A 17,740-nucleotide genomic window follows, 5' to 3' on the forward strand; every position below is an offset into this window, starting at 1 on the left:
GAGGACCGCTTCCGCACCCACGACCTCGCAGTGCTTTTCGATCTGCTCGACGAGTTCCTCTCGGAACGAGAGGCGAACGCCCGCGCGGCGATCGTGTGATCATAGGACGTCGCATTCCTTCGCCCGCGAGGTGATCTGTTTGACGAAGGTGGCACTGCGTCCTTACGCACTGTTGCCTCGGCAGTACGACGAGCGGAAGGTGCTGGCCTCCACGGTTGATCCGTGGGGCCGGGCTCTCTGGCTCATCTGCCCCGATGCCCGTTTCCCTTACAGATGGGGCGGCCGGGACGTCCCAGCGCCCGCGAAGCTGCCCTTCGACGCCCTGGTGGTCATCAGTGACCGGGGCCAGGTCCGGGAACGGACCCTGCGTGGGGTGGCCGTGGACCCCGTAGCCTTCGACGCCCTCCCGGGCGGCGGGTTCGTCCTCGCCGGAAGCGGAGCTCCGAACGCCCGGTCCGGCCAGGTCTTCGGCCCGGACGGCCGCTCCCGACGCCGGCTCGCCCTGGGAACCCACCTCACGCACCTCGTCGCGGACAGCAGGGCCGGCTTCTGGACCGGGTACGCCGACGAAGGGATCTACAGCGGTGACGATGTCAGCGCGGGCGGACTGGTCCACTGGGACAACCGGGGTAACCACGCGGGCTCCCTGCACCCGCCGAAGCCCTACCAGCATGTCGCGGACATCAGCGCGATCAACGTCTCCGACGCCGTCGCCCACGCCACCTACTGGCCCGGCGCGCCGCTCGTCACGACGGGACCCGGCGGGACGCTCCGCATCCGCGCCCTGCCGATCTCGGGCCCGTTGGGCCTCGCGACCCGCGGTGACCGACTGCTCCTGCTCGGAGGACGCGAGCAGGGCATCGACACCCGGGGGAACACCGTCCACCGCCTCCAGCTGACGGGGGACGAAGCCGCAGTCGTCGGCCGTGACGACCTCGTCTTCCCGAACGGCGACCCCGTCAGGCGCTACGCCCGCCCCGTCTGCCGGGGTCCGCGCATCTTCCTGCGCACCCCCCGCACCGTGCGGCAGTGGTGGGTACTCACCGTGCCGGTGCGTGCCGCGGCACGGCGGGGCGCGTGCGGCGGCGTTGTCAGTGGGGGACAGGATGATGAACCTCATGACCGAAAACAGTGTCCTGCTTTCCCCTGCCGCCTACACGGAGGCCGTGGCCGCCGCCGTGGCGGCGTCGGCCGCGTACTACGGCGACGGGACCACCCCGCTCGGTGACGACGAGTACGACGGGCTGCTGCGCGCCATCGCGGCCTACGAAGAGGCCCGCCCGGACGAGGTGCTCGCCCAGTCGCCGACCGGGAAGGTGGCGGGCGGGGCAGTGCAGGGTGACGTGCCGCACTCGGTTCCCATGCTCTCCCTCGACAACGTCTTCGACGCCGACGAGCTCGCCGAGTGGGCCGCGGGGCTGGAACGGCGTCTGGGGCGCCCCGTGGCCGGGTGGTGCGTGGAGCCGAAGCTCGACGGCCTCGCGATCGCCGCCCGGTACCGGGCCGGCAGGCTCGTTCAGGTCCTCACCCGCGGCGACGGCCTGGCCGGCGAGGACATCACGCACGCCGCCGACGCGGTCCTCGGCCTGCCGCCGCTCCTCACCGAGCCGATCGACGTCGAGCTGCGCGGCGAGGTGCTGCTGACGACCGCGCAGTTCGAGGAGGCCAACCGGATCCGGCTCGCCCACGAGGCCACCCCCTTCGCGCACCCGCGCAGCGGAGCGGCCGGCACCCTGCGGGCCAAGGACCGCCCCTACCGGATCGAGTTGACCTTCTTCGCCTACAGCGCGATCGGCCTGGACGACCTCGGCCACCTCGCCCTGCTGGAGAACCTGGCCGCGCTCGGCGCGAACACGGCCGCCACCACGGCCGCCGCCCCGCTGCGGTGCGAGACCGTGGAGCAGGTCCAGGAACGCATCGACGTGATCGCCGGCCTGCGCGCGGACCTGCCCTTCGGGATCGACGGTGTCGTCGTCAAGGCCGACACGGCCGAGGACCAGCGGCAGGCCGGCAACGGCTCGCGCGCCCCGAGATGGGCGGTGGCCCGGAAACTGGCGGCCGAACACAAGGTGACGCGCCTGCTGGCAGTGGAGTGGAACGTCGGCCGGACCGGGATCATCGCCCCGCGCGCCGTCCTGGAGCCCGTGGTCATCGACGGGGTGACGGTCACCTACGCCACGCTCCACAACCCGTCCGACATCACCCGTCGCGGGCTCATGATCGGCGACCAGGTGTTCGTCTACCGGGCCGGCGACGTGATCCCCCGGGTCGAGGCGCCGCTGGTCGACCAGCGCACCGGCGCCGAGAGCACGATCGTCTTCCCCGAGGTGTGCCCCCGCTGTGGCGACGCGATCGACGCCTCCGAGCAGCGGTGGCGGTGCGTGCGCGGCCGCACCTGCCAGGCCGTGGCCTCGGTGATCTACGCGGCCGGCCGCGACCAGCTCGACATCGAAGGTCTCGGCGGCACGCGCGCGATCCAGCTGGTGGAGGCCGGGCTGGTCAAGGACGTCGCCGACCTGTTCACGCTGACCCGCGAGCAGCTCCTCGGTCTGGAGCGGATGGGTGAGACCAGCGCCGCCAACCTCCTGGCCGCGATCGAGACCGCCCGCGGGGCCGCATTGAGCCGCGTGTTCTGCGCCCTCGGTGTCCGCGGCACCGGACGCACCATGTCCCGCCGGATCGCCGCGCACTTCGGCTCGATGGCCGCGATCCGGGCCGCCGACGCGGACACGCTGGCCGGGGTCGACGGCATCGGCACCGAGAAGGCCCGCGTCATCGCGGCCGAACTCGTCGAACTGGCCCCGCTCCTCGACAAGCTCCAGGCCCAGCGGGTCGGCACGCAGGTCACCGAGCCCCAGCAGCCCGCAACCGACGCGAACGACGGTGAGGACTCGGCGGGCGGCCCGCTGGCCGGCCAGGCCGTCGTGGTCACCGGCTCCATGACCGGCCCCCTCGCTGTGCTGTCCCGGAACGAGATGAACGAGCTGATCGAGCGGGCCGGCGGAAAGGCGTCCTCGTCGGTGTCCAAGCGCACCACCCTGCTGGTGGCGGGCGAAAAGGCCGGATCCAAGCGCACCAAGGCCGAGGAACTCGGCATCCGCATCCTCGGCCCCGAGGAATTCGCCGCCCTCGTCGCCGACCTCCTGCCCACCGCCTAGCCATCGCCGCACGCGACCTCACGACACCGGGCGGGAGTCCTGCCAGATCGACTCGAATTCCTCGCGGTAGGTCGGGAACAGCCCGTGTTCCTGATCGGGCCGTACCTGCGAGGCCCGCCCGCCGCCGCGCAGGACCAGGACCGGCGCCTCCATGCCCCGGGCCCGGCGCAGGTACGACTGGACCACCGCGATGCCCGAGGCGTCGCCCTCCACCAGGTACGCGGTGAAGCGCGGGGTCTCGTCGAAGACGTGGATCTCGAAGCGCGAGGGGTCGCGCAGGCCCGCCCGCACCCGCCGCACGTGCAGGATGTTCATCTCCACCGAGCGGCTCAGCTCGCCCTTGCGCAGGCCGAGCTCCCGCTCGCGCCGCTTGACCGCGCTGCTCGCCGGGTTCAGGAACAGCAGCCGCACCCGGCAGCCGGCCTCCGCGAGGCGTACGAGTCTTCGGCCCGAGAAGTTCTGGACCAGCAGGTTGAGCCCGATGCCGATGGCGTCGAGCCGCCGCGCGCCGCCGAAGAGGTCTTCCGCCGGGAGCTGGCGCTGGAGGCGCACCCGGTCCGGGTGGACGGAGATGACGTCCGCGTACCGGTCGCCGACCAGGTCCTCGACGGCGTCGATGGGCAGCCGGTCCGCCGCCGGGGAGCCCGCGCCGCCGCCCAGTACCTCCAGCAGCCGCGCCGACGCCCGCTCGGCCTGTTCTAGGACCGCCCGGGACAGGGCCCGGTTGCGCGAGACGACGTTGCGCGTGACCTCCAGCTCGTCCAGCGCCTGTTCGATCTCGCGCCGGTCGTCGAAGTAGGGCTCGAAGCAGGGCCAGTGCTGGACCATCAGTTCGCGCAGCTGCGGGAGGGTGAGGAAGCTCAGCACGTTGTCGTCGGCGGAGTCCAGCAGGTAGCCCTTGCGGCGGCTGACCTCGCGTACGGCGACCGCGCGCTGCACCCACTCCTGGCCGGCGGGGCCCGCGGCCGCGACCACCCAGTCGTCCCCGCCGTGCACCGGCTCGTAGACGGGCCGGAGCACCGCTCCGACCACGGAGCGCAGCCGCTGTTCGATCAGGTTCAACCAGATGTACGCACGGCCGGCGCGCTGGGCCCGGGTCCGGACCTCGCTCCAGGCGTCCGCGCCCCAGTCCAGCTCGGCGCCGGCTCCCGCCTGCGCCTTCCCGGTCCCGTCGGCTTCCGGCGGGGCCAGCGACACGGCCCCGGCGGGGATCGCGCCGGCCGTCCCGCCCGCGGCGTCCGCCGGGCCGCCCTCGTGACCACCGTCACCAGGGGGCAGCTCCAGACCTCCCGAGCTCACCCGTGCACCGCCTCCTGCGTCTGGACGCCCGTCTCCAGTGATCACGGAAGGGTACTCCGCGCGTGCGGCACCCTGCAGCCCGATGCGGGCCCCCGGGGCCCGACGCGGGCTCAGGGTCCGTACCCGGTCCATCCGTTGGCTCATTATCCGCTCTGGTGACGATCGGATCTCCCCATCGTCCGGCCACCCTCTTATCAGCTCTCCGGGTCACCCGGTAGGACCCTCCCAAGTCCCCGCGTGGAAGCCCTCTTTCGGGGAAGATCTGCCAGTGACGTGGTCCACGCCGGATCAGCCCGACACAGAGGGGAAGAGTCGTTTTCTATGCAGGTCTGGCCGGGACAGGCGTATCCGCTCGGTGCCACGTATGACGGCGCCGGCACCAATTTCGCGGTCTATTCGGAGGCCGCCCGACGCATCGAACTGTGTCTGCTGCACGACGACGGTTCGGAGACCGCGATCGAACTGCGGGAGACCGACGCGTTCGTCCGGCACGCCTATCTGCCGGGCATCATGCCCGGTCAGCGCTACGGGTTCCGGGTGCACGGCCCCTACGAGCCGGAGCGCGGCCGGCGCTGCAACGCGGCGAAGCTGCTCCTGGACCCGTACGCGCGGGCCGTCGCGGGGAGCGTCGACTGGGGCGAGGAGGTGTACGGCTACCACTTCGGCCGTCCCGACTCCCGCAACGATCTGGACTCCGCGCCCAAGAGCATGAGTTCGGTCGTGGTCAACCCGTACTTCGACTGGGCCAACGACCGGCCCCCACGGCACGAGTACCACCACACCGTGCTCTACGAGGCCCACGTGAAGGGCCTGACCATGCGCCACCCGGACCTCCCCGAGGAGCTGCGCGGCACGTACGGGGCGCTCGCGCACCCGGCGGTCATCGGGCACCTGACCAAGCTGGGGGTGACGGCGCTGGAGCTGATGCCGGTCCACCAGTTCGTCAACGACCACCGCCTGGTGGACGACGGGCTCAGCAACTACTGGGGCTACAACACCATCGGCTTCTTCGCCCCGCACAACGGCTACGCCTCGGGCGACCGCGGCCAGCAGGTGCTGGAGTTCAAGTCGGCCGTCCGGGCCCTGCACGAGGCGGGCATCGAGGTGATCCTCGACGTGGTCTACAACCACACCGCCGAGGGGAACCACCTGGGCCCGACCCTGTCCTTCCGGGGGCTGGACAACGCCTCGTACTACCGGCTCGCGGACGATCCGCGGCACTACATGGACACCACGGGCACCGGGAACTCGCTGCTGATGCGCTCCCCGCACGTGCTCCAGCTGATCATGGACTCGCTGCGCTACTGGGTCACCGAGATGCACGTGGACGGCTTCCGCTTCGACCTGGCGGCCACGCTGGCCCGCCAGTTCCACGAAGTGGACCGGCTGTCCTCGTTCTTCGACCTGGTCCAGCAGGATCCCGTGGTCAGCCAGGTCAAGCTGATCGCGGAGCCCTGGGACCTGGGCGAAGGCGGCTACCAGGTGGGCAACTTCCCGCCGCTGTGGACCGAGTGGAACGGCAAGTACCGGGACACCGTACGGGACCTGTGGCGCGGGCAGCCGCGCACGCTCGCGGAGTTCGCGGGCCGGCTGACGGGTTCCTCCGACCTCTACCAGGACGACGGCCGGCGTCCGCTGGCCTCGATCAACTTCACCACCTGCCACGACGGGTTCACCCTGAACGACCTGGTCTCGTACAACGAGAAGCACAACGAGGCCAACCGCGAGGGCAATCGGGACGGCGAGACCCACAACCGCTCCTGGAACTGCGGGGTGGAGGGACCGACGGAGGACCCCGAGACCGTGGAGCTGCGCGAGCGGCAGATGCGCAACTTCATCGCGACGCTGATGCTGTCGCAGGGCGTCCCGATGATCAGCCACGGCGACGAGTTCGCCCGCACCCAGGGCGGCAACAACAACGCCTACTGCCAGGACAACGAGCTGTCGTGGGTGAACTGGCCCGAGCCCGGAAAGCCGGCGCCCGCCCTGCTGGAGTTCACCCGGCGGATGGTGTGGCTGCGGCGGGAGCATCCGGTGTTCCGGCGGCGGCGCTTCTTCCACGGCCGGCCGGTGGAGGGGACGCACGACGAGCTCTCGGACATCGCCTGGTTCACCCCGCACGGCGAGGAGATGCGGGCCCGCGACTGGCAGGCGCAGCACGCGCGGGCGATGGCGGTGTTCCTGAACGGGGAGGCCATCTCGGAGCCCGGCACCCGTGGGGAGCGGATCACCGACGACTCGTTCCTGCTGATGTTCAACGCGGGCGCCGAGGCGCAGGACTTCACGGTCCCGGCCGGGCACGGCGCGCAGTGGCGCCTGGTCGTGGACACGGCGCGGCCGGAGGTACTGCCACCCGGTACCGGGCCGCAGTACGCGGCCGGGGACCGGGTGACACTGACAGGACGGTGTCTGGTGGTGCTTCAGCGCCCGGCATAGGCGCCGCTTCAGCGCCCGGCACGGGCGCCGCCTCAGTGCCCGGCGTAGGCGGCGCCCTCCAGGAGGAGGTCCGGACGGGCGCCGCCGCCGGCGGCCACCGGGGCGTGCGTGCGGGTCGACGGCACCTTGGTGACCAGGGCCAGGACCAGGCACAGGGCGGCCGCCCCCACGGCCACCGCGAAGGCCGCGGAGGGCCCGTACCACTCGGCGAGCCGCCCGGAGACGGCGAGCGAGGCGGCCTGGCCGGCGACGAGCGAGCTGGCGGCGAAGGCCATCGACTCGGCGAGCCGGCAGGGGCTCACCGCGCGCTCGGTGATGGCGAAGGCGGTGATCAGGTGCGGGGCGTAGGCGGCTCCGAGCACGGTGACGACCACGTACAGCGGCCACAGCGTCTGCGTGAAGAGCAGCGGTACGGAGAGCACGAGCGCGGCGGCGGTGGCCCACCGCCAGCGCAGCCGCAGCCCGAAGCGGGCGGGCAGCGCGCCGAGCGAGAGCCCGACGGCGGCGCTGACGACCCCCATGGCCGCGTACACGATGCCGGCCTGGCCGGGGACGCCCAACTGTGCGGTCAGGGCGGCGATTCCGGCCTGGCAGGCGCCGAACATGGCGCCCTGCAGGGCGAGGGAGCCCCGGACCGCGAAGACCACGCGGGGGTGGCGGACCCGGGTGCGTTCCTTCTCCCGGCGGACTCCCGCGGGGACTCCGGCCGTGACGGCGGCGGTCGGGTGCAGTGCGTAGAGGCTGCCGAAGACGGCGACGAGGGCGGCCGCGCCGCCGAGGGCGACGGCGGGGTGCAGGGCCAGGGTGGCCAGGCCCACGAGGGCGGGACCGAAGACGAAGGAGACCTCGTCCAGGGTGCCCTCGAGGGAGTGGATGGCGCCCACGACGCCCTCGTCGGACTTGGCGCGGTGGGCCAGGGCCACGGAGCGGGTACGGGCGAGCGGTCCGATCAGCGGGACGGAGGCCCCGGTGACGAAGCCGATCGCGGCGAGCGGGACGGTGGCGAGGTCGGAGAGTGCCCCGGCCACCAGGGCGGCGGTGGCCACCGCGTTGACCGCGGCGGCCGTCAGGACGACGGAACGCTGCCCGTGACGGTCGGCGAGCCGGCCCAGGACGGGTCCGAAGACCACCTGTCCGGCGGAGAGGGTGCCGCCGACTATGCCCGCGGTGGCGAGGGAACCGCTGGTCTCGGCGACGAGGAGGACACTGCCGAACTGCGACATCGCGACGGGCAGTCGGGCGAAGAAGGAGACGAGCGGGAGTAGGGGCCCGGTCAGGGCAATGACTTTTCGATAGGTGTTGACGGTTCCAAACACTTGAGCAACGTTAACCCGGCGCAGTCACCCGGATGCATTGGGTCATGGCACGGAATCCCGCATCCTGGGTACGTACGTTCTCATGAGCCTGCCCCCGCGCACCGGTCGCCCGAGTCCCGAGTTCAACCGGCCCGAACCCGATGGACCACCGGCCGTCACCCCGGCGTCGACCTACCGTCTCCAGCTGCACCCCGAGTTCACCTTCGGGCACGTGCGGGCCGCCGTGCCGTACCTCGCCTCGCTCGGAGCGTCGCACCTGCACCTGTCCCCCGTACTGGAGGCGGTGCCCGGTTCGTCCCACGGGTACGACGTCACCGACCACACCCGGGTCCGGGTGGAGCTGGGCGGGGAGGACGGGCTGCGGGCCCTGGCCGCCGAGGCCCGTGCGCACGGTCTCGCACTGGTGCTCGACATCGTGCCGAACCACATGGCGCTGCCCGCGCCGCTCCGCCTCAACCGGCCCCTGTGGGAGGTGGCCCGGGAGGGGCCCGGCTCGCCGTACGCGCGCTGGTTCGACATCGACTGGGAGGCGGGCGGGGGGCAGCTGCTGCTGCCCGTGCTCGCGGAGCCGCTGGATCCCGGCGAAATCGAGACCGCGATCGAGGCCGACGGGCGGGGCGAGCGGGCCGTGCTGCGGATCGGGGAGCTGGAGTTCCCGCTCCGGGAGGGCACGGCCCATCTGGAGCCGGCGGCGCTGCTCGCCGCCCAGTGGTACCGGCCGGCGTGCTGGCGCGAGGCCCGGACCGGCCTCAACTACCGCCGTTTCTTCACCATTTCGGAGCTGATCGGGGTGCGCGTCGAGGACCCCGAGGTCTTCGGCGTCACCCACGCCAAGGTGCTGGAGCTGGTCCGGGACGGGGTCGTCGAGGGGCTGCGGATCGACCACGTGGACGGCCTGGCGGACCCCGAGGGCTACCTGCGGCGACTGCGGGACGCCGTCGGCCGGGACTGCTGGGTAGTGGTCGAGAAGATCCTGGCCCGCGAGGAACGGCTGGCTCCCGCCTGGCCGGTGGCCGGGACCACCGGGTACGACGCGCTGTACCGGGTGGACGGGGTACTGACCGACCCGGCCGGCGCCGCCCGGCTCGACGCCCGGTTCCGCGAGGAGACCGGGCAGCCCCGGTGGGAGCGGACCGCCGCGGCGGCCGCCCGGGAGGTCCTGACCGGGGACCTGGCCGCCGAGCTCGCCACCCTGGAGCGACTGGCCGGTCCGGAACATGCCAGTGCCGTCCGCGAGTTGCTCATCGCCTACCCCGTCTACCGGCCCTACCCGGGCGATCCGCACCCCGCGCCCGAGGCCCTGGAGCGGGCCGCCGCCGAGGCCGGTGCGGCCCCGGTGGGGGGCGTACGCGAACTCCTGCTGCGGGACCCGGCCTTCGCGGCCCGCTTCGCCCAGACCTCGGCGGCCCTGCGCGCCAAGTCCCTGGAGGACAGGGCGTTCTACCGGTACGCCCCGCTGCTGTCGGCCACGGAGGTGGGCGGGGATCCGGGGGCTCCGGCGGTCACGGTGGCGGAGTTCCACGCGTACTGCGCCGAGCGGGCGCGATGGTGGCCCCGCTCCGGGACGGTGCTGACCACGCACGACACGAAGCGCAGCGCGGACGTCCGGGCGCGGATCTCGGCGCTCTCGCAGGATCCGCAGGCCGTACCGGCGCCGGCCGGGGCGGATCCCCAACTCGCCTGGGTGGCCTGGCAGACGGCGTTCGGACTCGGGGCCGACGGCGCCGCCGCGGAGCGCTCCGACCGGCTCGCGCAGGCCCTGCTGAAGGCCGTCCGCGAAGCCGCCCTGCACACCACCTGGACCGAGCAGGACCCCGCGTACGAGGCCACGGTCCCGGAACACCTCCCGAAGTCCGCGCCGGAGCCGGCCGGCGCCCTGGCGGCGGCGGCCCGCGCCAACCTGCTCGGCGCGGCGCTGCTGCACCTGGCCGTGCCCGGGGTTCCGGAGGTCTACCAGGGCTCTGAGACGGAGTACCGGGCCCTGGTCGACCCGGACAACCGGCGGCCCGCCGTCTTCCCCCGGGAGGCCCTGGCCCGACTGGACGCGGGGGCCGCGCCGGCCGGGACGGCCGAGGAGAAGCTCGCCCTCACCGCCGCCCTGCTGCGGCTGCGCCGGAGCGAGCCGGAGCTGTTCGCCGGCTACGAGGCGCTGCCCGCCCGGGGCCCGGCGGCGGAGCACTGCGTGGCCTTCGCCCGCTCGGCCGGCCTGGTGGCGGTGGTCACCCGGCTGTCGCACGGGCTGGCCGGGGCGGGCGGCTGGCGGGACACGGCCCTGCCCCTGCCGCCCGGGCGCTGGCGGCCCCTGCCGCTCCTCGGGGCGGCGCCCGCGGTCTCGTACACGGGTGAGCTTCCGCTCGCGGAGCTCCTCGGCGACGCCTCCCCGGTGGCCGTCCTCCTCCGGGAGGCCCCGGACCGGACGTGACACCCGCGGCCGGACCGGACGTGACCCCCGGGGCCGGACCGGACGTGCCCCCCGGGGCCGGACCGCCGCTGCGCGGGGCCCTCCCCGCCCCGCCCTTCCACCGTTCCCCGGACTCCGCCCGGACCCGGAAGACTCCGGAGCTCCGCCCCAGACCCCGCGCCTCAAACGCCGGCGAGGCTGGATATGACCGGACGGGGTCCGGGGCGGGGAGCGGCTCCGCGCAGCGGCACCCGGGGCGGGCCAGGACGGCTAGGGCGGGCTCCCGGCGGGAATGGGATCACCTGTGACCCTCATCCGTGACATGTGCTACCCCACCCCCCACGAACTGGCCCTGGCCGCCCGCGCCCTGGCCGATGAACACCCCGCGCTGGCCCGGCTCCGCCGGATCGGCGCGTCCCGGGCCGGGGAGCCCCTGTGGCTGCTCTCCGTGGGCCCCGCGACGGCGACGGAGACCGCTCCGAACGTGCTGGTCGTCGCCGGCGCCCACGCCAACGAGCCCGTCGGCGGGGCCACCGCCCTCGCGCTGGCCCGCAGGCTCATCCACGAAGCCACGGGTACCGGCGGAACCGAGGCCGACGGTGCGGCAACACGCGCCGGCGCCGGGGTCGCACCCGCACCCGCCCTCGTCCCCGCCGCCGGAACCACCTGGCACTTCCTGCTCTGCGCCGACCCCGACGGCGCGGCCCTGCACCGCACGCCCCGCCCGTACTCGCTGCTCGACTACCACCGGAACTTCTTCCGGCCGCCCGGTCCCGAACAGCCCGAGTGGGCGCCGTCTTTACTGCCCCCGGACCGTCTCCCGCCGGAGACCCTCGCCCTGACCCGGCTCATCGACGAACTCCGGCCCGCCCTCCAGGTCTCCCTGCACGGAACCGATCTCGGCGGCTCCTGGGTGCAGCTGACCCGGGACATACCCGGTCTCGCCGAGCCCTTCGGGAAATCGGCCGCCGAGCTGCACATCCCGGTGGAGACCAGCGCCTCCGACGCCTCGGGCTGGCCCTCGCCGGGGGCGGGGATCTTCGTGATGCCCGAGCCCGGGACCACGGCCGACGGGCCGTTCCACCCCGAGGACACCCGGCTCAGCACCTGGTACCACGCCCACCGCCACGCCGGCACCACCGCGATCGTCGAAGTCCCCATGTGGGCCTCGGACCTGGTGGACGACCCGGCCCCGCACCCCGACCCCCGCGCCGCCCTGCGCGTCCTGGCCGGCCGGCTCACCGCCGACGCCGCGCGGGTGGCGGCCCTGCGGGAGGGCGCGGCCGGCGGTACGGATCCGGACGCCGCGGCCCTGCTGCGCGCCGTGGACTGGACGCTCGCGCTGATCCCCCGGATCGCCGCCGAGTGGACGGGCCCCGGGGCCCCCGCCGAGGCGACGGCGGCGTACATCGGCAGCATCGACGCCTTCGGCCGGAGGCTCTCCCTGCGCGCCGCGGCGATGCTGCTCCGGGTGCTGCGCGCCCAGGGGCACCCGGCGGCGCCGGCCGTGGACCGGCTCGTCACGGGCTGGTGCGAGGAGTTCGGGGACCGCTTCCAGGCCCGCTGGGTCCCGGTCGCCACGCAGGTGGAACACCAGTCCCGGGTCGTCCTGGCCGCCTACGACCGGCTCGTGGCGGCGGGCCTGTAGCCGGGGGCAGCCCGGGCCGGGCCGCCGCCCGGCGCGGCCGTGCGGCCTACTCCACCGGCAGGGCGTACCGGAGCTTCGGCTTGCCGGTGGCTCCGAGCCGGTCGTAGAAGCGGATCGCACCCTCGTTCCAGTCGGGCGTCTGCCACTCGACGTGGCCGAGGCCCAGCTCGCGGGCGAGTGCGGCCACCCCGTCCATCAGGGCGGCACCGAGCCCGTGTCCGCGGGCCTCCTCGGCCAGGTAGAGGCAGTCCATGTGCAGGTAGTGGCGGGCCTCCCAGAAGGAGAACTCGGCCGAGCAGGCGGCGTACCCGGCGACCTCGCCCCGCGGGGTCTCGGCCAGCAGCACCCACAACCGGGCCCCCTCGGCGAACAGCTGCGCGCCGAGCCGGTCGCCGAGACCGGCCGGCCGGGGCGCGGACCTCTCGTACACCATGTGCTCGCGCATCAGCTCGACCAGCCGGGGCAGGTCCTCGGGGCGCGCGGGCCGGACGACGGGGGCGGCAGACGTGTGTTCCATGGGTGCCATCCTCCGCACGCCCCGCATCCGGACGCCACCCGGGTCCCGGATCGGCGCCGCGCTCCCGGGGGCTCCGGACCTCAGCCCACATCCGCCGGCCTCAGCCGACCCGGACCTCGGCCCACCGCCCCCGGCCCTCAGCCGCCCGACAGCCTGAAGCTCATCCGTCCGAAGCCGATCTGGTCCCCGTCCCGCACCACCGCGGAGCCCGTCACCCGGCGCCCGTTGACCGTGGTCCCGTTCGTCGAGCCGAGGTCGCGCACCACCCAGACCCCGTCCCGGATGCCCAGCTCCGCGTGGGCCCGCGAGACCGTCTCGTGGCTCAGGCGCAGCCCGTTGCCCGGGTCGCGGCCGATCCGCAGCGGTCCGGCGCTCGGGTGCGGGAGGAGCAGCGTGGGGAGCTTCTCCACGGCCCAGGCCCGGCGCACCCCGACGGACACCGCCGAGACCCGGCCCACCCAGCCGAACAGCCGCCGGGTCCACGGGCTCTCCCCGGCCTCCCTGCCCTCCAGGTCCGCGGTGAGGACGGCGAGGTCCTCGGAGCGACGGGCCACGAGGGCGAGTTCCATGCGGCGCAGGAAGGTGTCGTGCGACAGCTTTCCTACGGCGGCGCCCTCCCTGAGCTGGCCCAGGGCACGGTCACGCTCGGCATCGGAGAGCCGCGGTGCGGGGAAGGAGGGGAACTCGAAACTGGACGTCACCAGGTGATTGTCGGCCTGTCGGGGGCAGAGTGTCCAGAACTCCCGCGCCCGGCCGGAGATGATGGCCCGGACACGCAGGTTGGGGTAGCGCCGCCAGACGAGGGGACCGTCCGTGCAGTTCGAGGTGTGGGCACCGCTGACAGACCGGGTCGCACTGCGGCTCGACGGGGCCGAGTACGCCATGGCCCACGATCCGGAGCGCGCCGGCTGGTGGGTCGTGGAGGCGCCGGCGCGGGACGGATCCCGCTACGGGTTCCAGCTGGGCGGGGGCCCTCAGGCACGTTTCCCCGGGGACGATCCGCGCGACCCGGTACACCCCGGGCAGCACGCGGAGCACCCCGGGCACGACGCCGCGCATCCCGACCACGTGCACCCCGTACGGCCCGATCCGCGCGGGCGGCGGCTGCCGGAGGGCACCGAGGGGCTCTCCGCCGTGGTCGACTTCGCCTCCCTCGCCCCCGGAGAACCGGCCCCCGCGCCCCGGGTGTCGCTCCAGGACGCCGTCCTGTACGAGCTGCACATCGGCACCTTCACCCCCGAGGGCACCTTCGACGCGGCCGCCGCCCGCCTCGGCCACCTCACCGCGCTCGGCGTCACCCACGTCGAGCTGATGCCGGTCTGCTCCTTCCCCGGGCGGCACGGCTGGGGGTACGACGGAGTCGCGCCCTGGGCGGTGCACGAGCCGTACGGGGGCCCGGCCGGGCTGGTCCGGTTCGTGGAGGCCGCGCACGCCGCCGGGCTCGGCGTGGTGCTCGACGTGGTCCACAACCACCTCGGCCCCTCCGGCAACCACCTCCCCGTCTTCGGCCCGTACTTCACCGAGACCCACCACACGCCCTGGGGCGCGGCGGTGAACCTGGACGCGCCCGGCTCCGACGAGGTGCGCGCGTACTTCCTGGGCAGCGCCCTGGCCTGGCTGCGCGACTACCGGATCGACGGGCTGCGGCTGGACGCGGTGCACGCGCTCGCCGACGACCGGGCGCTGACCTTCCTGGAGGAACTGTCCGCGGCGGTGGACGAGCTGGCCGCCGAGACGGGCCGGCCGCTGTTCCTGATCGCGGAGTCCGACCGCTGCGATCCGCGCACCACGAACCCGCGCGCCGCCGGGGGCCTGGGCCTGCACGCGCAGTGGAACGACGACTTCCACCACGCCCTGCACTGTGCGCTGACCGGTGAATCCCAGGCGTACTACGCGGACTTCGCCGAGGCCCCGCTCGGGGCCCTCGCCAAGACCATGACGCGGGCCTTCTTCCACGACGGGACCTGGTCCTCCTTCCGGGGCCGCCACCACGGCCGCGCGGTGGACCGCGGCCGCACCCCGGCGCACCGCTTCCTCGGCTACACCCAGACCCACGACCAGATCGGCAACCGGGCGCTGGGCGACCGGCTCGCGGCCTCCCTGTCCCCCGGGCTGCTGGCGTGCGCGGCGACGGTGGCGCTGACCGGGCCGTTCGTGCCGATGCTGTTCATGGGCGAGGAGTGGGGCGCCGGCACTCCGTGGCAGTACTTCACCGACCATCCCGACGAGGAGCTCGCCGAGGCCGTACGGGCGGGCCGGCGGCGGGAGTTCGCGGAGCACGGCTGGAAGGCGGAGGAGATCCCCGACCCCCAGGACCCGGCCACCCGGGACCGCTCCTGCCTCGACTGGGCGGAACCGGCCCGCGCGTCCCACGCCCGCCTCCTGGACTGGTACCGCACCCTGATCGCGCTCCGCCGCACCCACTCCGACCTGCGCGATCCCGATCTGGCGGCGCTGCGGATCGCCCATGACGAGGAGCGCCGCTGGCTGACCTTCCGCCGGGGTGACGTCCGCGTGGTGGTGAACCTCTCCCGGGAGCCGGTCACCGTCGCGCTCGGCCGCAACGGGGTCCGGGTGCTGGCCGCCTGGCTCCCCGTCGAGCATCCGGACGCCGACGGGCGGGTCCACGTACCGGCCGAGTCGGCGGTGGTGCTGGGCCCTTAGGGCTCACGCTCGCGCTCGCCGCCCGTAAACCCGGTCGCGCGGGCGCGGGGCCGTCTGATGGGATCGGCCCCATGAAGATCGAATCCGACAGGGCATCCTCAGGTGATGGTGGGCAGACGGCCAAGTACGACCGGATCGGGGTGGGTTACCGGGAGGTCCGGCGGCCCGATCCCCGGCTGGCCGCGCTGATCGCGGGCGGCCTGGGGGACGCCCGTACCGTGGTCAACGTCGGCGCGGGCGCCGGGTCGTACGAGCCCGACGACCGCGAGGTGACGGCGGTGGATCCCTCCCAGGTCATGCTCGACCAGCATCCCGGCATCCGGAAGATCAAGGGGGTGGCGGGGGAACTCCCCTTCGAGGACAAGGAGTTCGACGCGGCCATGGCCGTACTGACCGTCCACCACTGGCCGGACCCCGCCCGCGGGCTCGCTGAGCTGCGCCGGGTCTCGCGGCGCCAGGCCGTCTTCACCTGGGACCCGGACCACCGGCCGGAGCTGTGGCTCATCGAGGAATACCTGCCGGAGGTGCGGGAGTTCGACCGGGCTCGCTTCACCCCGCTGTCCGAGGTGACCGAAGCGCTGGACGCGCACACCGTACTGCCCTTCCCCATCCCGCACGATTTCACCGACGGATTCCGGGCCGCCTACTGGCGCCGTCCCGAGTCCTACCTCGATCCCGTCGTACGGGCCTCCATGTCCACCTTGGCGACCCTGCCGCCCTCGCTCCTGGAACCGGCGGTGGCCCGGCTCCGCGAAGACCTCCGCTCGGGGGCCTGGCAGCGGCGCCACGCCGGCCTGCTAGAGCGGGAGAGCACGGACTACGGCTACCGCCTGGTCCTCGCCGGGGACTGAGCCCCGGCGAGGGGGCGGCGGGCATCTGCGGCTACTCCACGAGGGCCAGCTCCCGGGAGGCGCTGTTGAAGCTGCGGCAGCCGTCCGCGGTGACCGTGATGATGTCCTCGATCCGGACCCCGAACCGCCCCGGGAGGTAGATCCCCGGCTCCACGGAGAAGCACATCCCGGGGACGAGGGGCTGCTCCTCCCCCTCCACCATGTACGGCGGCTCGTGCGTGGTGACTCCGATGCCGTGGCCCGTGCGGTGGATGAACTGCTCGCCGTAGCCGAACTCGGTGATCACCGCGCGCGCCGCCCGGTCCACGTCCTGGCAGGCGGCCCCCGGCCGGGCCGCCGCCACGCCCGCCAACTGGGCCTCGCGGACGATGTCGTGGACGCGCTGCTCCTCCTCCGTGGGCGCGCCGACGTGGACGGTGCGGGAGATGTCGGAGCCGTAGCCGTGCTTGAGGCCGCCGAAGTCGAGGACCACCATGTCCCCGTGCTGGATGACCCGGTCGCCGGCTTCGTGGTGCGGGTTGGCGCCGTTCGGGCCGGAGCCGACGACGGTGAAGTCCACCTGGGAGTGGCCGTGCACGCGCAGCAGCGCGTCCAGGTCGGCGGCGACGTCGCTCTCCCGGCGCCCTGCGAAGGGGACGTGGAGGATCTGCTCGTACGCGGCGTCCGCCGCCTCGCCGGCCGCCGCGAGCCGGGCCAGCTCGCGCTCGTCCTTGACCGCGCGCAGCATCGGCAGCGCATCGCTCAGCGAGACGTACGAGGTGGTCGGCAACTCCCGATGCAGTCCCAGCAGGTGCAGCGCCCAGGCGTTGTCGCTGACCCCGAAGCGGCCGGTCACGTCCAGCAGCGGCGAGGTGACGGCGTACGGGTTCTTCCCGTCGGCCCAGTCCCGCAGGGTCAGCGCGTCCCCGCCGGGGGACTTCGCCGCGTCGGGTGCCTCCAGCGCGGGCACGACGAGGACGGGGTCCTGCCCGGCGGCGAGGACGAGCAGGGTCATCCGCTCGGTGTCGACGGGCCGGTACCCGGTGAGGTGGGCCAGGTCGGGCCCGGGGGCGACCAGCAGGCCTGCCAGCCCCGCGTCGGCGGCGGCCTGAGCGGCGGCGGCCATCCGGGCGGCGTAGTCGGCGGCCGTGAAGGGATCGAAGTCGTGGTCCATGACGGGATCCTCCCGCGCCCGGCCCCCGGGCGTCAGGGGGCCGCGCCGATCGGCCCCGCCCCGCCCCGGCCGGGGCTCTGCCCGGACCCGGCCCTCGAGCGCCGGAGGGCCCGAAAGGAGCCCGGGGGCCGGGTCGCCGGAAAAGGCGTCGCGGGGGTACCCCGCTGATCAGCTATGCTGTGCTTGCACATCGAACGGGCGGTCCGCCGCCCTTCGTGGTGGGTGTAGCTCAGTTGGTAGAGCACCTGGTTGTGGTCCAGGTGGCCGCGGGTTCAAGTCCCGTCACTCACCCTGTTG

12 protein-coding genes and 1 tRNA gene are annotated in these 17,740 nt (G+C 73.9%); 8 read left to right on the forward strand and 5 right to left on the reverse strand.

Features of this window, described 5'->3' with window-relative positions; genetic code table 11:
• Positions 1 to 139 precede the first annotated feature (139 nt).
• Positions 140 to 1,228, forward strand: a complete 1,089-nt coding sequence (locus OG435_RS42130; protein WP_266885606.1) for a hypothetical protein — start codon at positions 140 to 142, stop codon at positions 1,226 to 1,228.
• Positions 1,110 to 3,158: an NAD-dependent DNA ligase LigA gene (gene ligA / locus OG435_RS42135; RefSeq protein ID WP_266885608.1), complete on the forward strand. Its 2,049-nt coding sequence runs from the start codon at positions 1,110 to 1,112 to the stop codon at positions 3,156 to 3,158. The genes OG435_RS42130 and ligA overlap by 119 nt, the downstream gene beginning before the upstream one ends.
• A gap of 18 nt (positions 3,159 to 3,176) precedes the next feature.
• Here ligA and OG435_RS42140 read toward each other — a convergent pair whose 3' ends face one another.
• Positions 3,177 to 4,457 (reverse strand): SAV2148 family HEPN domain-containing protein, encoded by a 1,281-nt coding sequence (locus OG435_RS42140; protein WP_266885610.1) that lies wholly within the window; start codon positions 4,455 to 4,457, stop codon positions 3,177 to 3,179.
• 321 nt (positions 4,458 to 4,778) lie between these two features.
• Here OG435_RS42140 and glgX point away from each other — a divergent pair, with 321 nt between their 5' ends.
• Positions 4,779 to 6,893 carry a glycogen debranching protein GlgX gene (gene glgX / locus OG435_RS42145; RefSeq protein WP_266885612.1) on the forward strand — a complete coding sequence of 705 codons (2,115 nt, stop codon included), beginning with the start codon at positions 4,779 to 4,781 and terminating at the stop codon, positions 6,891 to 6,893.
• A gap of 32 nt (positions 6,894 to 6,925) precedes the next feature.
• On the opposite strand, the gene OG435_RS42150 is transcribed toward glgX, so the two are convergent.
• A complete protein-coding gene (locus tag OG435_RS42150) occupies positions 6,926 to 8,209 on the reverse strand; it encodes an MFS transporter (protein ID WP_266885616.1) in 1,284 nt (427 codons plus the stop codon).
• 82 nt (positions 8,210 to 8,291) lie between these two features.
• On the opposite strand from OG435_RS42150, the gene treY reads away from it, so the two are divergent.
• Both treY and OG435_RS42160 read left to right on the forward strand, forming a co-directional pair.
• Positions 8,292 to 10,631 carry a malto-oligosyltrehalose synthase gene (gene treY / locus OG435_RS42155; protein WP_266885619.1) on the forward strand — a complete coding sequence of 780 codons (2,340 nt, stop codon included), beginning with the start codon at positions 8,292 to 8,294 and terminating at the stop codon, positions 10,629 to 10,631.
• A gap of 283 nt (positions 10,632 to 10,914) precedes the next feature.
• Complete coding sequence (locus OG435_RS42160) at positions 10,915 to 12,258, forward strand: M14 family zinc carboxypeptidase (RefSeq protein WP_266885621.1); 1,344 nt, start codon at positions 10,915 to 10,917, stop codon at positions 12,256 to 12,258.
• A gap of 46 nt (positions 12,259 to 12,304) precedes the next feature.
• Here the strand turns inward: OG435_RS42160 and OG435_RS42165 are convergent, their stop codons facing one another.
• Both OG435_RS42165 and OG435_RS42170 read right to left on the reverse strand, forming a co-directional pair.
• Positions 12,305 to 12,775: a GNAT family N-acetyltransferase gene (locus OG435_RS42165; protein ID WP_266885623.1), complete on the reverse strand. Its 471-nt coding sequence runs from the start codon at positions 12,773 to 12,775 to the stop codon at positions 12,305 to 12,307.
• Positions 12,776 to 12,912: 137 nt separating this feature from the next.
• Positions 12,913 to 13,476, reverse strand: coding sequence for a DUF1707 and FHA domain-containing protein (locus OG435_RS42170; protein WP_266885625.1), 564 nt, complete (start codon positions 13,474 to 13,476; stop codon positions 12,913 to 12,915).
• A gap of 112 nt (positions 13,477 to 13,588) precedes the next feature.
• On the opposite strand from OG435_RS42170, the gene treZ reads away from it, so the two are divergent.
• Both treZ and OG435_RS42180 read left to right on the forward strand, forming a co-directional pair.
• On the forward strand, positions 13,589 to 15,439 hold the full coding sequence (gene treZ / locus OG435_RS42175; protein WP_266885627.1) for a malto-oligosyltrehalose trehalohydrolase: 1,851 nt from the start codon (positions 13,589 to 13,591) through the stop codon (positions 15,437 to 15,439).
• Positions 15,440 to 15,510: 71 nt separating this feature from the next.
• Entirely contained in the window at positions 15,511 to 16,290 is a 780-nt protein-coding gene (locus OG435_RS42180; RefSeq protein WP_266885629.1) for a class I SAM-dependent methyltransferase, read from the forward strand.
• 31 nt (positions 16,291 to 16,321) lie between these two features.
• On the opposite strand, the gene OG435_RS42185 is transcribed toward OG435_RS42180, so the two are convergent.
• Entirely contained in the window at positions 16,322 to 17,443 is a 1,122-nt protein-coding gene (locus tag OG435_RS42185; protein ID WP_266885631.1) for an aminopeptidase P family protein, read from the reverse strand.
• A gap of 218 nt (positions 17,444 to 17,661) precedes the next feature.
• On the opposite strand from OG435_RS42185, the gene OG435_RS42190 reads away from it, so the two are divergent.
• Positions 17,662 to 17,734 (forward strand) — tRNA-His (locus OG435_RS42190).
• Positions 17,735 to 17,740 lie beyond the last annotated feature (6 nt).

This window comes from Streptomyces sp. NBC_01264 (genome assembly GCF_026340675.1).
Classification (GTDB): domain Bacteria; phylum Actinomycetota; class Actinomycetes; order Streptomycetales; family Streptomycetaceae; genus Streptomyces.

Bases quoted from the DNA above. Each gene is read 5' to 3' on its own strand.
- ligA (WP_266885608.1), top strand. From the start codon at position 1,110: ATGAACCTCATGACCGAAAACAGTGTCCTGCTTTCCCCTGCCGCCTAC.
- glgX (WP_266885612.1), top strand. From the start codon at position 4,779: ATGCAGGTCTGGCCGGGACAGGCGTATCCGCTCGGTGCCACGTATGAC.
- treY (WP_266885619.1), top strand. From the start codon at position 8,292: ATGAGCCTGCCCCCGCGCACCGGTCGCCCGAGTCCCGAGTTCAACCGG.
- OG435_RS42165 (WP_266885623.1), bottom strand. From the start codon at position 12,775: ATGGAACACACGTCTGCCGCCCCCGTCGTCCGGCCCGCGCGCCCCGAG.
- OG435_RS42180 (WP_266885629.1), top strand. From the start codon at position 15,511: ATGAAGATCGAATCCGACAGGGCATCCTCAGGTGATGGTGGGCAGACG.
- OG435_RS42185 (WP_266885631.1), bottom strand. From the start codon at position 17,443: ATGGACCACGACTTCGATCCCTTCACGGCCGCCGACTACGCCGCCCGG.